Genomic DNA, 21,782 nt, shown 5'->3' with positions numbered 1-21,782 from the left:
GTTGCTAAAAAATATCAAATGCATCATCTCCGTTATTGTCTTCGTCTTTCATGTCATTTCCTTTGGACGGTATCGTCTTATAAGACGTCATTTGCTGCATTTCCTCAAACAATCTGTCCGCATCATAAAAGCGTCCGAAATTTTTATTGAACCGGAGCGGAATGGTATCTGTCGGACCATTTCTGTGTTTCGCAATAATCACTTCGGCAATCCCTTTCAGGTTTGCCCCGTCAGCGCCTTCCGTCATATTGTAGTATTCCGGTCGGTAGAGGAACATTACCATATCTGCATCCTGTTCTATGGAACCCGATTCCCGTAAGTCAGACAGCATCGGCTTTTTTTCGCCTCCGCGCGATTCAACACTGCGGTTCAGCTGAGACAAAGCAATCACCGGAATATTTAACTCTTTGGCTAATCCTTTCAGGGAGCGGGAAATGGAGGAAATCTCCTGTTCACGGTTCATCCCTTTATCGCCGCCGCCGCTCATCAGCTGTAAATAATCGATAATCACCATCTTGATGCCGTGTGCGTTTTGCAAACGGCGGCATTGTGCCCGTAACTCGTAAATATTGATGGCGGGCTGGTCATTGATATAGATGGGTGCCTGCGATAATCGTTCCACTTTCTCCAGCATCATGGCGTATTCGGCATCGCTCATTTTACCATTGGTGATGCGTTGTGCATCGATTTCGCATTCCAGTGAAATCAATCTTTTGGCTAACTGAACCGCGCCCATTTCCAAAGAAAATATGGCCACCGGCATATTGAAATCTACGGCTGCGTTGCGAGCAAGGTTTAATACAAAAGCCGTTTTACCCATGGATGGACGGGCAGCGATGATCACCAAATCCGTTGCTTTCCAGCCGGAAGTGATTTTGTCCAGATCGATGTATCCCGATGGAACGGAATCCGACAGCAAACCGTCCTGGCGTTTGATCAATCCGTCAATCTCTGTGATGGATTTGGATATCAGCTGTCCGATGCCCTGAATGGAATTCTTCAGGTTCTTGTCTGTAATTTCATAAATGCGTTTTTCCGCATTATCCAGCAGGTCGAATACGTCGGTGGTATCTTCATAAGCATCCCGTATGATATCATTGGATATGCGTATCAGCTCACGTTGGATGAATTTTTGTATGACGATGCGTGCATGGTATTCTACGTTAGCGGAAGAGGCTATTTTATTGGTTAATTCACTGAGATAATAGGCGCCGCCCACTTCTTCCAGTTTGGCATCCTTGCGCAATTCTTCGGTTACTGTCAGCAAATCTATCGGCTGTGATTTGCCGTACAGATTTTGAATGGCACGAAAGATGGTGGAGTGTGCATCCACATAAAAACTGTCCGGTTTCAGGATATCCGACACTTCCGCAATCGCATCTTTTTCAATCAATATCGCACCCAGTACCGCTTCTTCCAGTTCACGCGCCTGCGGCGGGATTTTTCCGTATAGAAGATTGGATATATCTTCCGTTTTATTTCTGGTAAATCGGGTTGATCTTTTGTTGGTAGCAGATTCTTCCATGGGGAAACGAAAATACAATTTTAAGTTCGATGTTATTTCAGGAATAGTCAACTTTAGGATGTTAATTATTTCCTAATCGTGGAACAAAATGTTTCTGTTTTGATAAATAGACAGTTAGAAGATATTATGAAATAATACTGTGGATCAATAGCCATATTTCGTGTACAAGTGCCATATTTTAGTGTATAAACAGGTGGAAAAAATGTGTAAAACTATTGTAATTAAGATGCTTTCTCCAGACGTCCATCCTAACAGACAGACCTGTCGGACTGGTCTGGTATATTGAAAAATAAGGAATAAAAACACCTGTTTGATCCTGAATTCAATGAATTTGTGTAACTTTAAGATACATATTCAACTCAGATGAAAACACTTCAGTATTTCGTTCTCATTTTATTTATTGGCCTTATCGTTAGCTGTAGGAAGGAAACCGAAAAAGCCGTATTTGCAGTGCCGGTAGTCAAGAAGATATCCGATATCCGCAGCAGGGTTTCTGTGTCAGGTGCCAGGCTGACGCAATCCGACGGTAAAATATATGTGACCTCTCATCTGCTGTTTTACATCGCACAGGAATCTGGCGTACATATCTTTGATAATCATACACCCGCCAGTCCGCTAAATATAGCATTCATCAACCTCGAGGGTGTACATGATATCGCTGTTAAAGGCAATTACCTCTATGCCGATAATTTTGTGGATTTGCTGGTATTTGATATCTCCGATATCCATGCCATCCGTTTGGTTAAAACTGTCGAACATGCATTTTCCTTTTATCCGTCTTATCCGCAAACCGCTGAGTTTTACGACTATCTGGAAGCGGCAGATTCAACGGAAATAGTGGTCGGTTATCGTCTGGAAACCAGAGACCGTCCGAAATACGATGTACGTATTCTGATGGAAGCCGCCTTTGCTGATCTGCAAAGCAACACCGGAGGCGCTGTCGGTACAGGAGGCTCTTATGCTCGTTTTCAAATCAACAGCAACGCCTTATATGGTCTGGAGTCTTATCAGTTGAATGTATTTGATATCAGTGATCCTGAGAATACCGTCTTTGACAAAAACGTCTATATGACGGATTGGCTGGGAGGCGGGGCATTTGAAACCTTGTTCAAACAACGAGAATTCCTGTTTGTAGGGTCCACGAATGGTATGTATGTCATCAATGCCTCCGATGCGTTCAATCCGTTTTTCGTTTCCTCCTTCTCACATGCCACTGCCTGCGATCCGGTCGTGGTAGACAATAATACAGCTTACATTACTGTCAGAGGCGGCAATTCCTGCGGTGCTATTGAAGACCAGGTAAATGTGATTGACATTTCAGATATAGAACATCCGTCGCTCACTTCCACCTATTTATTGAATCAGCCATACGGATTGGGCGTGCGTAACAACACATTGTATGTGTGTACCGGCTCGGGAGGATTAAACGTATTTGATGCGGCAAATCCGGCTGCTTTGATTCTCAAAAATACCTATCCGGATGATGTTACCGATGTCATTCCGCTGGCGTCGCATCTAATCGCCGTTGGAAGCAATAGGATCATCCAGTATAGCTACGGCGCTGATTTTACGCTGGATCCTATCAGTGTGGTGAATTTTTGAACGTATTGAGAAGTGGGATTTGAGATGCATGATTTCAGATTTGGCTTTTACACAGGGTAACTCACAGCACACCGTGTGCTTTCGACGAGAAACGAGGAGAAAACTTGCTATAGAATTGGGATTTCAGATTTCAATTTTATCAATCTATTTTTCATCAGCCAGTTAGTTTCAGTTAAGGCGATGATAATTTTTTGCACCTTTGAGATATTTATCTTCGATAATCCTATATTTTAACCAAACGCATTTATTCCTGTTATATCCATACCGATTATCAGCAGGTGTACTTCGTGGGTGCCTTCGTAGGTGATGACGCTTTCCAGGTTCATGGCATGGCGCATAAACGGAAAGTCGCCGGTAATGCCCATTCCACCGCAGATCTGGCGACAGTCGCGGGCAATGCGCAACGCCATTTCCACATTGTTGCGTTTCAGCATAGATATATGTGCCGGAGTGGCTTTTCCTTCATTGTTAAGGGTGCCTACCTGATATGCCAGCAACTGTGACTTGGTGATATCGGTCAGCATTTCCGCCAGTTTCTTTTGTGTCAACTGGAAAGCTGCAAGCGGTTTACCGAACTGCATACGTTCCTTGCTGTATTCCAGGGCATGGTGCAGGCAGTCCATGGCAGCACCCAGCACACCCCAGCCGATGCCATATCGCGCGGATGAAAGACAGGATAGCGGTGCTTTCAGCCCCTTTGCCAGTGGCAATATATTTTCTTCCGGAATTTCCACGTCTTCAAAAATCAATTCACCGGTGATGGAAGCACGAAGGCTCCATTTACCCTTTATTTCAGGAGTGGAGAAGCCTTTCATACCACGTTCCACTATGCAGCCAACAACGTGCCCGTTTTCATTTTTTGCCCATACCACTGCTAAATCACAAAGAGGAGAATTGGTAATCCACATCTTGGCGCCGTTGAGCAGGTATTTGCCGTTTTTTTGAATGAGGCGTGTTTCCATACTCGATGGGTCAGAACCGTGATTGGGTTCGGTCAGTCCGAAACTGCCCAGGTATTCGCCTTTCGCCAACAACGGAAGAAATTTTTGTTTCTGTGTTTCAGTGCCGAATTTCCAAATGGGATACATTACTAAAGAACTTTGTACACTTGCGCAGCTACGGATGCCGCTGTCGCCGCGTTCCAGTTCCTGCATGATCAATCCATAGGAGATAAGGTCTAATCCGCTGCCACCGTATTCGGTTGGAATGTGCGGCCCCAATGCACCGATTTGTCCGAGTTCTTTCACCAGTTCTTTGGGGAAACGATTGTGTTCGGCACAGTCTTCAATGATGGGTATGACGGAAGTATTCACCCAGCTGCGGATGCTGTCGCGTATTATTCTTTGTTCGTCAGTCAGTTGTGCATCCAGGAGCAGATAATCGAATCCGCGGTAAGAAGATGCATATCGGTTAGACATAATAGTATTTTATTTGTTTAAAAAAAGTTAGGTTTGTACCAAATGCAAGATATGCAAAAAAAAGCATGGATAGGACTGGAAGGTATGGAATTTTATGCGTACCACGGGGTGTATGAGGAAGAGCGTAAGATAGGTGGTAAATATGTGGTAGATGTGCAGGTATATGCCTGTACGGAAGGTGCACAATGGCGCGATGATTTAAACGGAACCGTAAATTATGAAAGGATTTATCTTGTGGTAGAAAAAAATATGCAGGTTCCGGTACAGTTGATCGAACATATTGCGAGAAGAATAATGAATGATGTTCGTCTGTTTGTGTCTATTGATGATATTATAAGAGTCAAAATCCGAAAACTACATCCACCTCTGGGTGGCAAAGTCTACGCGAGTGTGGTGGAGCTGGAAGAATAAGGAGTTATTATGCCAATAATTCAATAAAAAATAAAATACAGCTTCAAACTTTGACTAAAAACATCGAATAATTTTGTATTTAGATAAAATAATGTAGATTTGCATTCCACAAAAATGGTCGGTTGGCCGAGAGGCTAGGCAGAGCTCTGCAAAAGCTCGTACGGCGGTTCGAATCCGCCATCGACCTCCAGGCTGAACGAAAGTTCAGCCTTTTTTATGTCTCCATTTCCCGAATTCTCACTTATGAACACCGAATGATAAATATCATGGCAAGTGTATAGTATATGGTATAAATTTGAACCATAAATTTAAACACTATGAATACCACTAAAAAAACAAGCATATTACTAAGTATCCTGTTATTACTTTTTAATAGCATTTCTGTTGCTCAAAACGAAACAACGGATTCAATTATTAAAAAACACTATTTCAAATTTCAGGGACGTGTAAAAGGAGGTGCCGGAACCAATTTTAAATCTTATCCTTTTACCCTGGATGTCCATAATGTAACCATTCTGGATAGTTTTATTATAAAGAACATTACCCGTTCGGATGACAGGCAGGATTTCTTAAAATCGAAATGGGGCGGCTATGGCGGCGCTAATTTTGATTTTTACTTTCACAAGAATATTGGCTTCGGTGTAGACATAGATTATTTTAATAACAGGATCAATTATGTCGCACCGGCAGTATTGACCAATTTCATTACTTCAACAGCCACTGAGAATCCGCCTACCAAACTGGTAGAGAGCAACCGGAAAAATCAACAGTTGATATTCGTAGGTATCGGACCGAGCGCAAAACTTTATACCAGCGATAAGGTGGATGTAGATTTGAATATGCGTGTGGGTTTAAGTCATTTGAAAATGGGTTCGTTAAATGTAGGAATTGATTCGTTAAGCAGAAAACTGACCGGTAATGAACAGGATCCTCGCAAGACAATCTTAGAATATGACTATAATAAAGGCGTAAATGCAGCAGGCTTAAAAGTCGGATTGTATGTCAATTACTGGTTTCATAAAAACGTAGGGGTAACTGCCGGAATGGACTATATTCATTCATTTGTCAGCAATAATGCAGTTAAAACAGACGCGGATTATAAACTGAATTACCTGCGTCCAGAGGATTTTGTGAATAGTTCAGGCAATTTAATTCCATTTCAATACTTTTCGTCGTCTACTCCTTTAAATGCTTATCCCGTTAAGAAATTAAATATCAACCATCTCGCATTGAATGCAGGTCTGGTCTTTCGTGTAGAGAAGACATCCGTATCGAAGAAAGCTCCTGTTAAACGGGAGATGAATAAGAGCATCATTGTTACAGTGAAAGATAAATTTACGGGCATGCCGGTAAATGAAGTGGACGTAACCCTGGCAGATGCCAATGGAACAGTAATAGGGACTAAAAAGACAGGCAAAGACGGAAAGGTGACATTTGAAGACATGGCTCCCAATGTTTACGCTTTGACAGGCGACAGATATGGCATTAAAACAACCTCTGAAAGTGTCAGTAAAACGGAATTCGAAAAGAAAGGTAATATTTACAAAGAACTGTTCTATGAAGATCCCGGATTCATTCTGGACGGTATAACGGTTGAATGTGATAAGAAAGATAAACCAATGGCCGGAGTGGAAGTGGAACTGACGAATAAGGAAACCGGAAAAATAGAAAAAGCTACGTCTGATGCCAGCGGTAAGTTCTCTTTTCATCTCGATGCCAACACGGATTACAGCGTGGTAGGCAGCAAGGATGGTTACTATTCCAATATTGAAGGCATCACCACCAAAGGACTGGACAGAAACAGAACCTTGTATGTCAAACTGAAATTATGTGTAGAACAGCTGGAAGTTGGGAAAACCTTTGTACTGCGCAACATCTACTATGATTTCGATAAATGTAATATCCGAAATGATGCATCCAAAGAACTCGATCATTTGGTGGATATCATGAAGCAGTATAAAAATATGACCATAGAGTTGTCTTCTCATACGGATCAACGCGGAACAAATGAATACAACCTGAAGCTTTCTCAGTGCCGTGCGGAAAGTGCGGTGGATTATCTGATTAAACACGGTATCGATAAGTCCAGAATGACAGCAGTCGGATTTGGCGAGAGCAAGTTGCTGCAGGATTGCACAGGCGTGGCAGGTTGTCCTACAGATTCAAAAGGCGATTGCGACTGCCACCAAAACAACCGAAGAACCGAAGTGAAGATTATCAAGATGTAGTAGGATACCAAATTTTTAATAAAAAAGGGATTCATATTGAATCCCTTTTTTATTAATGCACAACCAATACTTTTTGGATGCCTTGTTTTGCACCATCGGAAATTCTAAGCAGGTACATGCCTTCTGAAAGGCTGGCCGTATTAATTACAAAATAATCTTCTTTAACATCCGCAGCGTAAACCTGTTGCCCGAGTATATCGAAAAACTGCACTTTTACAGCAAACTCCCTGTCCGGCACGGTAATATGAAACTGATTGTTTGCAGGATTCGGAAAAACACTGAACGGAATGTTCATTGCCGTATTGTTTTTTACATAAACGGGTTGGAAAGGTGGTGGATCCCCGCTGAAGATGATTAAGCCGCCAGAACTGTTTCCGGTAAGCATCTCAATTTTTCCGTCAAGGGTTATATCAGCTAAAGCGGCGGTTGTTCTTAGTCCCAGTTTATCCTGAACAACAATGGAGGTAAAGCGGAAAGTATCTGAAAGGTTGTCTTCAATGTTATCATAAAATTGCAGACCGCTTAAATTGGTGCCTAAAATCAAATCATATTTTCCGTCATTATTGATATCGGCAATCGAAGGATGTGTAAACCCAAACTGGCTGCTGCCGGTTTTTATTCTTATTTTCCCAAGCGAGTCAGTCAAAAAAATAAATTTTATGCTTCCTGCCTCACTGCCGCTGTAATAATTGATATTGCCGTTTCGTTCGCCAATGATTAGATCTGTTTTGCCATCTCTGTTTAAGTCTACGATACATGGTGCGGCATACGCACCGATATTGATGGCGGCATTCAAAGCGTCTTTCAAATTGCCTTTGAAAACCAAATTGGGTGGATTGCCTGCAGATGCCGTATTTTCCCAATAGATCAGATCGCCGGTAGATAATCCAATCACAAGGTCAGTGTCTCCGTCATTATCGATATCACCGGATGCAGGTTTGATTTCCTGTACGCCGAAGGTGCTGATATTTAAGAAATCATCATTCAGCAGTGTAAAGGCCGGATAGGCGGAAGAACCGGTGTTTTTATAATAATGAAGTTTATACACGGCTGCATTGACATAATCTTTATAGCCGCCGTTGCCCAGTAATATATCTGTCAGCCCATCGCCGTCAACATCCATAAAACAGGGGTTTGAATTTTCACCAACATCAATCATCTCATTCAGAATGAAGTCTTTCTGCTGGAAACGTAAGTCCACCGAATCACTCCGTATATTTTTGTAATACCAGATGTTTTCTATATTTGCAGCGCCTTCATCATACGTGGAAACCAGTAAATCTGTATTACCGTCATTATCGACATCAAGAAATACAGGGGCGGCAAAGGAACTTGTATTAAATGGAACGTCATAGCCCGGATAATGGCTGTCCTGCTTCAGTACGCTGGCATAAATGGTTGTACCATTATTATATAACAGGTTCATATTGTTGAGTCCTACACTTCCGATTAATATGTCTGTTACACCGTTATTGTCCACATCCATTGATTCAAGATAGGATCCTGTATGCATCACTTCGTTGCTGTTTCCGATTCTGTTAAATTTAAAAGAGCAGGTATCCCTTAATGCATAGGATGATGAGAACGTGTCAAATACATTACCCCAACAGTTGTCTGATTTGTTGAAGTATAAACTGTCACACGATAATCCTAATTCTTTCTGCTGGTTTTCGTAATAGATTAGACGGTTTCCGGATACATTGAACGAAACGACATCCAGGTCACCATCTTTATTGAAATCGTCAATAGTGGGTTTTATGACTTCAGAACAATAAACATTTATGAATATGCCGGAACCGAAATAGAAAAATCCGTTTTGCTGTAAGCGAAACCGCAGGGTGTCGTTTAAATAATAACCTGTATATACTTTTATGTTTCCCGGTGCCTGGTAGGTGAAAAAATCTTCGATACCGTCACAGTTGTAATCCTTCAAAACCATCCAGCCGTTCACTTCCGGAAAGATGGTTGCATAACCCGCATTGAAAACATATTGGGTGGAATTCATGGACTGCGCTGTAAAAACACAGATACGGCTGCTGGATTTATCATAGAGGAACAGATCCTTTTTACCGTCGTGATTGACATCCGCTTTCGCAAACTGAACGCTGTTCACACCGCCGGTCCATGGATGACGCAGCTGTTTAGTGTTTTGGGTGACAGACAGATAATCAAACCGCTGAAAGGTTTGAGCAGCAGAATTTTGAAAAAACAGATAAAAGGCGGCAATCATCAGCCACTTATTGAAAAAATATTTATGATTGAATTTTATTCGTTCCAGACTCATGTTGAATTGTAAATAAAGATAAGGAATAGTAGGTGAACGGAGAAACTATTAAAACGGATATCCAATGGCAAAGTTCAATCCAACAAAGTCTCTCATATTAAATTTATACAGCCCCAGTTCCTGATTATTCGGCTTCTTGTACAATTTATATTTTTCATTATTTACCTTATTGAATATCCACCTGTCACCCGCATCAAATGCAGGGTCATATAGGGCAAATGCCACATCAAAACGGATAACGAAAAAGTTCATGTCCAGCCGCAATCCAAAACCGGCATCCCAGGCAAGCTCCTTCGCAAAACGTTTTACATCAAAATTACTTAAAGGCTTGGAGGGGTCTTCTTTTATCAGCCAGATGTTCCCGATGTCCGTAAAGATGGCGCCTTTAAATACTTTGTAAATGGTAAACCTGTATTCAGCATTCAGCTCCAGTTTGATGTCACCAGTTTGGTCTAATAAGCTTCTGTTGGGCTGGTCGTATATTCTAAATCCACCCGGTCCGAGTAGGCGGAATCCCCAGCCACGCATGGAGTTGGGCCCTCCGGCAAAAAACTGTTTTACATACGGCATGACGGCAGTATCACGATAGGTGGAGTTTCCATATGGTATGCCTATTCCGGCAAACAGCCTGAATGTTAGCGATTGCCCGCGTTTGAAGTTGAAATAATAGCGGGGTTCCGCTTCCAGGCGTGCAAACTGAGAGAAACTGACACCGCCCAGTTTATAGGGCTTTTCATTTCCTTTCTGTGTGATGGACGCAAATGCGTACAACACATTTCCTGAAAAGAAGGCATTGCCCCGGAAATAAAAGAAGTTTTTATATTTCCCGACATTGAGGTTTTGGTTGGTGTAGGAGAAGGTATACTCCTGACCCATTATAAACTGCTGGCTGAAACTCTGTTTAAAACGGGGATTTACTTCCATTAACCGCTGAATGGAATCGCTTAGGTTGGTAGGTAAAACATACGTAAAACTGAGTGGGGTGAGAATATGCCTGTACCTGTCATTGTACCATTCGTACCCGTAACTGGTACCAATGGTTTGAATGTTATACTGCTTGATTCTTTTTTGAAAGTTGTAATTCAGGCTGATGAATGTTCTCGGTTTGTATTTCTGATAGGTAATGCATTTGTTTTTCTTAAAAGTTGGAAATATGCGGGCTAAATTGATTTTAGCTTCCACATTAATATTGACCGCATTGATGGCACTGTTTTCGATACGCTTTTCTTTTAGCAGCTGAAACTCAACTCCGGTACTGATATTAAACTGAAATTTAGCAGCCGTACGGAACAGATTGTTATTTCGGTAGGCACCGACCAGGTTAAACCCTAATGTGCTTTGTGCATTGGTGTTTAACTCGATATCCGTACTAAAGGAGTGTCGTTTGGCCGGCGCGCATTTTATTCTGGTATATAATCCGCTTTCTTCCGGTGAAATGGAGATTGGTTCATTCTCTACGTTTACAAAACGGAATACACCCAGGCTATTGAGTGCATTTCGTGTTTTTTGCAACTGGTCTTTATTAAAGTAGTCACCGGGTTTTATATAAATGGATTTGGTCAGTGCTTTTGGAAGTACAGAACTTCTTAACACCCTGTAATTCACATTGCAGATGGTATCGTAGATGAAATCTTTTCTGCTTAGCTTCAGATTTTCCTTCTTTTTGTCAAATTCGATTATCTCATAGTTGATTTCAACATACGAGTATTTTTTATGTATCAGGGAGTCCTGTTCATTCCGTACAATCAATTCCGCATCAATCTGATGGTTCCCAATTGTACTGTCGATATTCAGGAATATATATTCAGGGCTAAAGGTGAAATATCCCAGATTCTGAACCAAATCAGCCAAACGCTGACGTTCTTTTTTGACCAGTTCTATATCAAACGGATCTCCTTTTTTCATAAGCATATCCTGCTGCCTGGAAGACACAATAAGGTATAAGGAACTATCTTCAACGGATAACTTAACATTTCTGTAGGTAAATTGAGGTCCTGACTGTATATTGTAGGATACGCTCGTCTTCTTCTTTTTTGTGTTAAACGCAGCGGAAACGTCATTGTAGAAATATCCGTGATAAAACAGGTAGTTCTTCATCCGGTTGATGGAGGTCACCATGGTGGTAGAGTCAAAAAGCACCGGTCCCTCACCGCCGGACGTTTCATTCAGAAAGTTTTCAAAACTTTTCTTTTTCATTAATCTTACGAGCGCTAACGTATCTTTACGGGTATAATTACCGCTTCTGATCTTTTCATCCAGCATTTTTTTCTTTACCAGCCGTTTTTCATTTTTTAAAATGGTCATGGTATAAATACCCAACTTTAACCGGAATAAGCTCAAAAATTTTGTATTGGGCTGCTGATTGTAAACCACCTGCTTGCCTAATTCTGATTTCAACTCGGTTTTATCGCTGTAAACCTTACCGGTATATTTTATGTTTATGCCGTTGCCAATCAGCAGGCTTTGGTCATCTTTGACTAAATGTTTGGTTGCTGAGCAGGAATAGAGCAGCAGTATGCACACTACATATCCGAATTTTTTACATCTTTGAAAATAATTTTGCATAGAATGCTCAGTCAGCCTGAAATAAAACATATTAACGCGCTCAAAATTAAGAAATACCGCCATAAGTATTCCGAATTTATTGCCGAAGGGGATAAAATTATAAAAGAATTAATAGATGAAGGATTGGAAGTTGTAAACATCTATACTCTGCAAAATAATTTCAGCTTAAACGATCGCAGAATTAAAATTGTTAATGAACCGGACTTAAAGAAGATAACGGCATTGACACAGCCACATCAGAGCCTTGCCGTATTTAAAATTCCAACCCATAAGATGACCGTACAGAAAAATGAATGGGTGCTGCTGCTGGATGATATCCAGGATCCGGGGAATATGGGTACCATTATCCGTACCTGTGACTGGTTTGGTATACACAAGATTATCTGCTCGAACGGTTGTGTGGATGCTTTCAATCCCAAAGTAGTTCAGGCGAGCATGGCATCCGTAGGCAGGGTGCAGATTATCGAAAATGACCTGGAAAAGATTATTGCTGAACATAAGTTGCCTGTTTATGGTGCCGTATTAGATGGGAAAAATTATCATTCACAGGATTTTTCCCAAAAAGGCGCTATTCTCATCGGTAATGAAGGACATGGTATTAGAGAGGATTTATTGTCAAAAATTACTTTTCCCATTACCATTCCCAAAAATGGGAAGGCCGAGTCGCTGAATGCAGCAATTGCTACAGCGTTGATTCTGGATAAACTGTAAGATTATTTTGTCTTTGGTGTGTATAATTCCAATGATTGTTTTTTGATGACATTTGGAACATCACCGTCTTTTCGTTTTTCATAACCGATTTCATTGACATGTTTCCATTTGCCCTTTTTCCATTCGAAGCCTTCATAGGTTCCGTCGGGGATGTAATTTCCGAAAAACCCTTCCAGTGCATCTCCGCTTGGAACGACGTGGTCGTAAATGACTTTCTTCTCCGTTTCATTATAACTCATGGTGGCTGTAGCTTCGTCAGAGAATTCAAGGATGAAACGGTTCAGGATTCTTCCTTTGCCCATGTCGATTACAGGTGCACCAAAACGTACCTTACCTTGCTTATTAAAAGATACGATTTCCATTACTTTCTTATTGCTTGTTTTATTGTTTCCGTCCCACCCAAATAAGGTGTAATAGATTTTCTTTCCGGCTTTTACCGTTTTTATGCCATAATATAGTGCGCCTATCCAGTTTCCGTTATCCACGTTGATATCTTCCTGATGATCCGTAAAATCGGAGTAATCAATCAATGGAAACATCTTTAAAGTGTCTGATTTAACCTGCACGGTTCCAAAATACTTGTAAAGGTCAATATCGCTCCGGGTGTACCAGGTAAAAATTTTGAAGGAGCCATCTTCCGGCATTACTATTTTCCAGGGCAATGTAGAGTCCCAGCGGTAATAAAAGGAGTTTTTGACCTTCAGCGCTTTCGATAAAGACTTGATAATGCGGTAGCTTGCAATTGTTCGGTTTTCTTCGAACTGACTGTTAATGAGTGTGTCACCATAGATACGGATAGTATCTTCCAGCGACTTTATTTTGATATAATCATCGGGAGCTAATTGCGCTTTTGTAGAGAAAGAGAAAAGAAATGCGGCTATTATAAGTTTGTATTTCATGTTGCGGTATAGTTCAAAATTAATACCAAAATTAAACGTTATAAATTATAAAAAAGTATGGAATCAGTGATATTGGTATAAAACTTGTATTTTATCTTTAAATTTCTGAAGATTCATTATTTTCAACAGGCGTTAATGTATGAGACTCATTTTTTGTTTTTGTATTTTATTTATCGATAATATTGTATCCTATGGACAAAATGTTCAATGGGCCTTCCAGCTGATTGAATTCTCATCAGAATACAGGGACAAGGACATACCAGAAAATTCAAACAGGTACAGGGCAATGCAGGTATTGGGCTATCCGAATACCATGAAATATGGTAAATCGGTACTGGCATGGGCGCCCGCCAAATCACAGGCTGGAAAAGAGTCCATCACTGTTGGTTTCAGTCACCCGCAGACTGTTCAACAGGTGATAATTGGAGAAACGCTGAACTCCGGCTCTGTCGCAGAAATCATATTGTATGATAACTCCGGTAAAAAAATTAGTGTTTATGAAAATTTACGACCTTTTCCTACCCAAAAGATGTATGATGTGCTGACATATTTTAAGATTAAGCCCACCTATAATGTGGTAAAACTGAAACTGATACTCAATACAGATGCGGTGATTGGCATGCAGCAGATTGATTGTATTGGAATTTCTTCCGCTACGACACCATATCTGCAATCCATCAATGTGATAAAATACAGCGAAACCGTCGGGCTTCCTGAGAATTTAGGTCCCAATGTCAATTCAGAGTATTATGATCATCTGCCGATGATTTCTCCTGATGGAAGCAGGTTGTATTTCACCCGAAAATTTGCGGAGCAAAATATTGGCAAGGAACACAACGACGATATTTACTATTCCTATATCATGACAAATGGTAAGTTCTCCCAAGCCGAAAATATCGGTCCGCCCTTGAACAATGAAAACAATAATTTCATTTGTTTTATCAGTAGTGATAATAATAAATTATATACGGCAAACAAGTACATCCGCAACTCCTATAATTATAACGGTCTTTCATATTCTGCCAGACAAAAGAACGGAGAGTGGTCCAAACCAAAATCTTTGGATATTCCCAACCTGGTGAATGACAATGAATTTGCCCATTATCATGTCAGCCTGGATGAACAAACGGTTCTGATGGCTATACAACGTCCGGATTCCTACGGTGATCTGGATCTATATGTTTCTCATAAGTACAGTGATGGCAGTTGGTCGGCACCCAAAAATCTGGGACCCACTATAAATACTGTCAGCTCTGAAGGGAGTGTCTTTTTAGCCGCAGATGGTAAAACGATGTATTTTTCTTCAGCAGGGTTGCCGGGATTTGGCAGCTATGATATGTATATGACCAAACGGCTGGATAACACCTGGACGAACTGGAGCAAACCACTGAACCTCGGTGATAAGATCAATACGGATGAAATGGATATTTATTATACTATTCCCGCATCCGGTGATTATGCCTATTTTTCCAGTGGAAAAACCTATTTCGGCTTAAATGATTTGTATCGAATTAAACTGCCTAAAGAAATCCGGCCGGAACCGGTTGATATCAGCAGGCTGGTATCGACATCAAATACTGATCCAGCAATTCCAGCAACTTTTAATCAGCCTGCGCAACAACCTCTAACATCACCTACTGTTTTCAAACCTGTTGCCGCTAATACACAAACGGACGAATTGCAGCGAAAACTGGATGCCCTGAAACAGCAGCAGAGTCAAATCAGTTCTTCTCCGGTTGTGCAACAACAATCCAAGCCGGTAAATGCAGCTGTACCTGTCACACCCCAGGCGGCTGTAAAGAAAGAAGTTGTAAATTCGATAGAACCTTATAAGGCGCCTGAACCTGCCAGAAAAGTACTGAGCAGAGAAGAGCTGGCTGCACAGGAAAACATAAGAAATAATCCAACTGTAAATCCGAATAACAATGATTTGTCGAAGTTGGCACAAAAAGATTTGCCGATTGCTGTTACAACCCCTTCCGTCGTCAACAGAACAACTGCACCAGCTGCAAGTCAGCCTAATTATGTTACCAATGAAATTGACCCGGCTGCAATTTCTGCACCGGCAACTCCAACACCTGTATTTAAGACAAATAATCCTGTTACGGATGAATTACAACAAAAACTGGATGCGTTAAAAAAGCAGCAGACACAGGCATCTGTCAGATCTTCTGCATCGTCACCGACAGTTTATACGAATAACAAACCAATTAACCCGGCCATAGATTATCCAAATCCGACGGCACCCACAGCCACCACAAGTGCGACGACAGATGCTTTGCAGCAAAAGCTGGATGCCTTGAAACAGCAGCAACGGGAAGTTGGACAAAGCAATAAATTAGAATCCAATCCATGGCAACAGAAACCTTATGACCCACAGCCTCCTAAAGAAAAACAGGAGGATAAGTTTTCGCAGGATTATGATGCGTATCAGCAAAAACTGGATGATTTGAAAAAGCAGCAAAAGAATCCGACGTTTGCAGTTAATTCTGCTCCAACTCCTGCAAAAACAAATTCAGCTCCGGCTTCTGATATCAGTCGTACAATACCAGTTAGCAGCCTGCCATCACCAGCCTTCTCAGCAAACTCCAATCCAGTTATTTTAAAATATGAGGAAAAATTAAAAAAACTTCAGGATGAAATGGCTCAGCTAAAAAAGCCTCAGGTAACAACACAGGCACCGCTTTTATCAGGAAATACGGATGTTCAAATGCCTGATAAAGATTTGTCTGTTCCTGTTGGTAATAATACAACTACAGAGGAGACTCCTGCCGTAGCTTCCGCACCGGCTGCAGAAGCTATAGTTCTTCCTGAACAGAAATCTGAAGATACACCAACTGCTCCTGTACGTTCTGAAGCATTAGTGCAACCCGAACATTCAGCAGTTCTGGCGGATGAGAAAGCCAAATTAGATTCCATTCAGGAAGCGCAGAAGGCTGCCTCTCAGCGGCTGACAGATATGCTGGATAAACTGGGCAGCAGCAAACAGGATTTGGAAAAGGATATTATCGATTTACAGACACAGCGTACAAAGTTTTCTGTGGAAAAAGATAAGCTGGCTTCTCAGAATGCGACACTGGAATCGGAGAAAAGCAGGTTGGAACTGGAGAAAAAACAGATGGACGATTTGCTGGCACAAATGCAGGATGAACGGGATAAGCTGGCTGCCGAGAAATTGAAGATGGAACAGGATAAAGCCAAACTGGATGCCCTGAAAAATCAACAGGAGCGGGAAGTGCTGACGTTAAAGCGTTCGATTGATTCATTGTCAAAAGTGCAGCAGCAAACAGGCAATAATACCCAACTGCAAAAGGAATATGATTTATTCAGCGTGCCGCTCGAAGTTGGCGCCGTTGCACAGGTCAACAATATTTATTTTGTCGCGGATGCCTCTTATCTTCAGATTCCTTCTTACCCTGAATTGGATAAGGTGGTTGCATTCCTCAAAAAAAATAACAAGCTGAAGGTTGAGGTTGGTGGACATACCAACGGCTTATGTGATGATAATTTCTGTCAGAAACTATCGGGCAGCCGTGCTAAAACCTGCGTAGATTACCTCGTCAGTAAGGGCATTTCTACGGTCCGTCTTAGCTACAAAGGCTATGGAAAAACAAAACTGCTGTTGCCGGAGAAACCCGATAATCCCTTGAATCAGCGTGTGGAGATAAAAATCTTAAGTATAGACTAACGGTCCTAAAAAAGCGTATCTATATGCCGATGACCCCATACAAATTTTTTATCTTTGCAGCATGTCAACAGAACCATACGATCGTATCTTCGAACAATTTCCTCCGGTTTCTGCCGCAGAATGGAAAGAAAAAATCATCCGTGATTTAAAGGGTGATGCTTATGATAAGCTGATCTGGCATTCAAAAGAAGGTATTGATGTCCTGCCATTTTATACAAAAGAAGATAATGAAAAATACCAGCTTCAGATTCCACCCAAATCATCCGGAGGATGGCAGATTACTGAACGGGTTATTGTGGATGATATAAAAGAAGCGAACAGGGAAGCATTGCATGCGTTAAACTATGGTGCCACATCCATCATTTTTAACCTGAAACATACATTATTGGATGCCTCTGAAACCGATTGTCTTACAAATGGGATTTTGAAGAATATTGCGCCTGTTTATTTTGAGGATTACTTGAAGGATAATAAATCGGTGCTGGAACATGAAATACCAGACAGTTGTACTCCAGTTATTCTTATACCTAAGCAGGAGACGATAATCAGTGAATTAGTATATGCCCTGCAAAAAGGTTTAGAAGGGGATATTAGTGTAAATAGATTTCATTTTTATACCGGCCAAAACTATTTCTTTGAAATTGCCAGATTAAGGGCGTTTCGCTGGCTGTGGAAGCAGGTTTGTCAATTAAAGAATGAACCGTATCAGCTTACTGTTTTTTGTGAGACTGCCATACAAAATGGGGACGATAAATATGAATATTCCAATATCCTGCGTAACACGACGGCAGCGATGAGCGCTGTTTTGGGCGGCAGTGACGCTGTTATCATCAACAGTCATGATATTCATAATGGGAATTCTGATTTTGGTAAACACATTGCCAGAAATGTTCATCACATATTACAGCAGGAAGCCTACTTTGCTGAAATTGAAGATGCCGTTAAAGGAAGTTATTATATAGAATATTTAACCTTCAAATTGGCGCAAAAAGCCTGGGAGCAGTTCAGAAACAGTTAATTGTTCCTGCGCAGATTGTCTTATATCCTCAACAGATCATATCAAATTTTTGCTTCTTATCTTAAATTCATTCTTTAAATGAATTTAATTCGTAATTTGTTTTTCAAATTAGTATGACCACATGGCTACACACACTTTAGACTACGATTATGTAATCATAGGAAGCGGCTTCGGCGGCTCCGTTTCCGCCCTTCGAATGTCAGAAAAAGGATATAAGGTTTTGGTGATTGAAAAGGGAAAATGGTTCAATAAACCCGAAGACTTTCCGGAAACCAACTGGAACCTGCGCAAATGGATGTGGATGCCAAAGCTGGGTATGCAGGGCTTGTTTAAACTGACCTTCTACCGACATGTAGCCATCCTAAGTGGAGTAGCGGTAGGCGGCGGTTCCGTAGTGTATGCTAATACATTGCCTGTACCCAAATCGGAATTTTACAACAGCGGGCACTGGAACGGGCTGGAGAACTGGGAAGAAACCTTAAAACCTTTTTATGCGACCGCAAAAAAAATGCTGGGTGCAGAAAAACATCCGTATATGAGCCGCAGTGACAAAGCCATGCTGCAATTGGCAAAAGATATGGGGGATGAGAAAGCCTTTGACAAAACAGATGTAGCCGTCTATTTCGGTAAGGTCGGTGTAACTGTTCCCGATCCGTATTTTGAAGGCAAAGGTCCTGACCGAACCGGTTGCAACTTATGTGGCGGTTGTATGCTGGGTTGCCGCTTCAATGCTAAAAACACATTGGATAAAAACTACCTGCACCTTGCACAACAGTCAGGCGCAGAAATCATAGCCGAAAAAGAAGTGTATGATGTCTCTCCTTTGAGTGAAGACGGCAGTGCAGGTTATGAAATCAAATACAAGGATTCCTTGTCCTGGTTTCCGAAAAAAGGCAGCGTGAAAGCCAAAGGTGTCATATTTGCCGGTGGTGTGTTGGGTACGATGGATTTAATGCTGAAGCTGAAAGAAGGTTCGTTACCGAAATTATCGGAAAAACTGGGTACCGGCATCCGCACCAATTCGGAGAGCCTGATAGGTGTTACAACTTACGATAAAGACGTTTCATTCTCAGAAGGCATTGCAATTGGGTCTATCGTCAATATTGATGAACACAGACATATTGAACCGGTTAAGTATTCGGAAGGAGCTGGGTTCTGGCGGATCTTCATGGCACCGATGGTACAGGGGAAAAATATTTTCATTCGCTTCTTCAATATGCTGAAAGACTTTTTTATGCATCCGCTGGATAACCTTAAGGTGTTCTTTGTGGATGACTGGAGTAAGAAAACCCAGATCCTGTTGTATATGGAAAGTATCGATTCTACTTTAAGCCTGAAAAGAACCAAAACAGGTTTTATGAAAACAAATCTGGATACCGGCCCGGCACCAACTGCTTTCAATCCAAAAGCACAGGAACTTGCGCATAAGATTGAAAAGATTGTGAACGGCAAAGCGATGGTGATGAGTACAGAAACTTTATTGGGTATTCCCACGACTGCTCATATATTGGGCGGAGCCTGTATGGGTAAAGACGCTTCCAACGGTGTGATTGACAAAAATAATCATGTCTTCAACTATAAAAATATGATGGTCTGCGACGGCAGTATGATGTCTGCCAATCCCGGAGTAAATCCGAGTTTGAGCATTACTGCTATATCTGAACGGGCCATGAGTCTGATACCAATGAAAAATGATAATCCGGAGTTTGCATGAACAGATGCATAATCTTTTTCATTTAATATTGAATCATAGATATGAAACGAATCTTACTTGTTATAGGAATAGTTTTTTTTCTGGTGAATAACAGTTGCGCGCAGAAATACTACCAGATCAGATGGCAAAACAAGCCCAGAAATTTTTATGTATACCTGCCCAGAAATTTCAGCCCATCTGAAAATTTACCGGTCGTCATCAATATGCACGGTTTCCTGACAACGGCTCAATTTCAGATGGATTATTCACAATTCAACAAGACTGCTGATTCCGTCAGGTGTATCGCCATTTATCCGGAAGGAGTGGACTTACGCTGGAATTCTGGTACATTTTTCTTTATTTCATCAGATGTGGACGATATCGGATTCTTAGGTGATTTGATGGACAGGGCGGCTGTCTTGTACAATGCCAACCTGCAAAAGGTATATTCCATGGGTTACTCTGCAGGCGGATTTATGAGCTATAAACTGGCCTGTGATGCGACGAACAGGGTGGCAGCCATTGCGCCCGATGTGGCGAGTATGGTTTTTGATAATCTGAATAGCTGTGTTCCGTCAAGGCCCATTCATATGGCAGCCTTCAACGGAACGGCGGATCCGGTGACACCCTATTATGGTATTCCTTCTAATTTTCCGGGTATAGACTCTGTCAGGCATTTTTGGCAATTAAAAAATAACTGTAATGCGGAACCTGTAATCGATACTTTACCTGATTTAAGAAACGATGGTACGCGCGTAGTTACGTACACTTATCAAAACTGTGCGCAGGATGCTCAACAAGTCTTTTATAAGATCATCAATGGCGGGCATGTATGGCCGGGAGCAAACGACATCTTTGCCGGTATTTTAGGTAAGACAACACAGGATATAGCTATGAACACCACCGCCTGGGATTTCTTCAAAAATAAAGAGATACCGCAATCGGTCATTTGTGATGCACCCGGAAACTTGTTGGCAACAGCTGTTTCGTCCGACTCGTTTGTGCTTAGCTGGAACAGTGTAGCAGGTGTAACCCGCTACAAAATTGGATTGACGGATGACAGTGATAAAGTGGTATTTTACGAAACGACCTTCAATACATTGGGCGTGAAAATTGACCCGACAAGACATATCCGCTGGAATGTGGCTTCTTTGTGTAACAGCGGTTATCATAATTGGAATGGAACGATTCCTTTAAATTTCTCCATAACAGGAATCAGTACTAAAGATTCTGATAAATTTACCGTTTATCCCAATCCGGTTACAGATGAATTATTTATAAATATTTCAAAGGCTATTTCGGATAAGGCTACTATTTCGATTTATAATTGTATATTACATGAAATACTTACTATTAAATCATTATCGGGTTATAATAAAATAAATGTAAGTAATTTAACAAATGGATGGTATCAGTTAGTAATTACAGAGGATGATAAAATTTTCATGGCATCATTTGTAAAAAAATAACTCTAATAAATGAACCGGCTTTTACTGATAATAATATTTCCCACTATTGTTTTATGTTTATCTGCATGTAGTGCTAGTCAAAGAAAAATTATGGATTCCCCAAATGAAACTTTAGAGTGGACTAATAGTCAGCAACCTGATACAATTGCTTTTTTATTGATCATTATCAAGTATAATAAAAATAAGACAGCTACAATGCTTACCTATAAAGGTATAACTAAAACTCCGGGGAAATTAAAAGATGAAAATCGGTAATATTTTTGCAAAAATG

Annotated in this window: 13 protein-coding genes and 1 tRNA gene; 9 read left to right on the top strand and 5 right to left on the bottom strand. The window is 41.1% G+C overall.

Features of this window, described 5'->3' with window-relative positions; genetic code table 11:
- Positions 1-4 precede the first annotated feature (4 nt).
- Positions 5-1,525: a replicative DNA helicase gene (gene dnaB, locus IPM95_01830; protein MBK9328056.1), complete on the bottom strand. Its 1,521-nt coding sequence runs from the start codon at positions 1,523-1,525 to the stop codon at positions 5-7.
- A gap of 363 nt (positions 1,526-1,888) precedes the next feature.
- Between dnaB and IPM95_01825 the strand changes: the two genes are divergently transcribed.
- On the top strand, positions 1,889-3,127 hold the full coding sequence (locus tag IPM95_01825) for a hypothetical protein (protein ID MBK9328055.1): 1,239 nt from the start codon (positions 1,889-1,891) through the stop codon (positions 3,125-3,127).
- Between the two features lie 230 nt (positions 3,128-3,357).
- On the opposite strand, the gene IPM95_01820 is transcribed toward IPM95_01825, so the two are convergent.
- Positions 3,358-4,545, bottom strand: a complete 1,188-nt coding sequence (locus tag IPM95_01820) for an acyl-CoA dehydrogenase family protein (GenBank protein MBK9328054.1) — start codon at positions 4,543-4,545, stop codon at positions 3,358-3,360.
- A gap of 51 nt (positions 4,546-4,596) precedes the next feature.
- Between IPM95_01820 and folB the strand changes: the two genes are divergently transcribed.
- The 3 genes from folB to IPM95_01805 all read left to right on the top strand — a co-directional run bounded on the left by folB (position 4,597) and on the right by IPM95_01805 (position 7,184).
- On the top strand, positions 4,597-4,956 hold the full coding sequence (gene folB / locus IPM95_01815) for a dihydroneopterin aldolase (GenBank protein MBK9328053.1): 360 nt from the start codon (positions 4,597-4,599) through the stop codon (positions 4,954-4,956).
- 116 nt (positions 4,957-5,072) lie between these two features.
- Positions 5,073-5,146, top strand: a tRNA-Cys gene (locus tag IPM95_01810).
- 127 nt (positions 5,147-5,273) lie between these two features.
- Complete coding sequence (locus IPM95_01805) at positions 5,274-7,184, top strand: OmpA family protein (protein MBK9328052.1); 1,911 nt, start codon at positions 5,274-5,276, stop codon at positions 7,182-7,184.
- Between the two features lie 52 nt (positions 7,185-7,236).
- Here the strand turns inward: IPM95_01805 and IPM95_01800 are convergent, their stop codons facing one another.
- Positions 7,237-9,468 carry a T9SS type A sorting domain-containing protein gene (locus IPM95_01800; protein ID MBK9328051.1) on the bottom strand — a complete coding sequence of 744 codons (2,232 nt, stop codon included), beginning with the start codon at positions 9,466-9,468 and terminating at the stop codon, positions 7,237-7,239.
- A 48-nt stretch (positions 9,469-9,516) separates the two neighbouring features.
- Positions 9,517-12,033 carry a BamA/TamA family outer membrane protein gene (locus IPM95_01795; GenBank protein MBK9328050.1) on the bottom strand — a complete coding sequence of 839 codons (2,517 nt, stop codon included), beginning with the start codon at positions 12,031-12,033 and terminating at the stop codon, positions 9,517-9,519.
- A gap of 3 nt (positions 12,034-12,036) precedes the next feature.
- On the opposite strand from IPM95_01795, the gene IPM95_01790 reads away from it, so the two are divergent.
- On the top strand, positions 12,037-12,744 hold the full coding sequence (locus IPM95_01790) for an RNA methyltransferase (protein ID MBK9328049.1): 708 nt from the start codon (positions 12,037-12,039) through the stop codon (positions 12,742-12,744).
- Positions 12,745-12,746: 2 nt separating this feature from the next.
- Here the strand turns inward: IPM95_01790 and IPM95_01785 are convergent, their stop codons facing one another.
- The gene (locus IPM95_01785) at positions 12,747-13,643 is read right to left on the bottom strand and encodes a hypothetical protein (protein ID MBK9328048.1); all 897 of its coding nucleotides are present in this window, start codon (positions 13,641-13,643) and stop codon (positions 12,747-12,749) included.
- A gap of 139 nt (positions 13,644-13,782) precedes the next feature.
- Between IPM95_01785 and IPM95_01780 the strand changes: the two genes are divergently transcribed.
- From IPM95_01780 to IPM95_01765, 4 genes are all read left to right on the top strand, one after another.
- Complete coding sequence (locus tag IPM95_01780; GenBank protein MBK9328047.1) at positions 13,783-17,331, top strand: PD40 domain-containing protein; 3,549 nt, start codon at positions 13,783-13,785, stop codon at positions 17,329-17,331.
- A 61-nt stretch (positions 17,332-17,392) separates the two neighbouring features.
- Positions 17,393-18,349, top strand: coding sequence for a hypothetical protein (locus IPM95_01775; protein MBK9328046.1), 957 nt, complete (start codon positions 17,393-17,395; stop codon positions 18,347-18,349).
- A gap of 121 nt (positions 18,350-18,470) precedes the next feature.
- Positions 18,471-20,063, top strand: a complete 1,593-nt coding sequence (locus IPM95_01770; GenBank protein ID MBK9328045.1) for a GMC family oxidoreductase — start codon at positions 18,471-18,473, stop codon at positions 20,061-20,063.
- 41 nt (positions 20,064-20,104) lie between these two features.
- Entirely contained in the window at positions 20,105-21,511 is a 1,407-nt protein-coding gene (locus IPM95_01765) for a T9SS type A sorting domain-containing protein (GenBank protein ID MBK9328044.1), read from the top strand.
- Positions 21,512-21,782: the final 271 nt, after the last annotated feature.

The organism is Sphingobacteriales bacterium, from assembly GCA_016719635.1.
In the GTDB taxonomy this organism is placed as follows: domain Bacteria; phylum Bacteroidota; class Bacteroidia; order Chitinophagales; family JADIYW01; genus JADJSS01.
The sequence above is the reverse complement of the archived record's forward strand: the minus strand, read 5'-3'. Positions and strand labels throughout refer to the sequence as shown.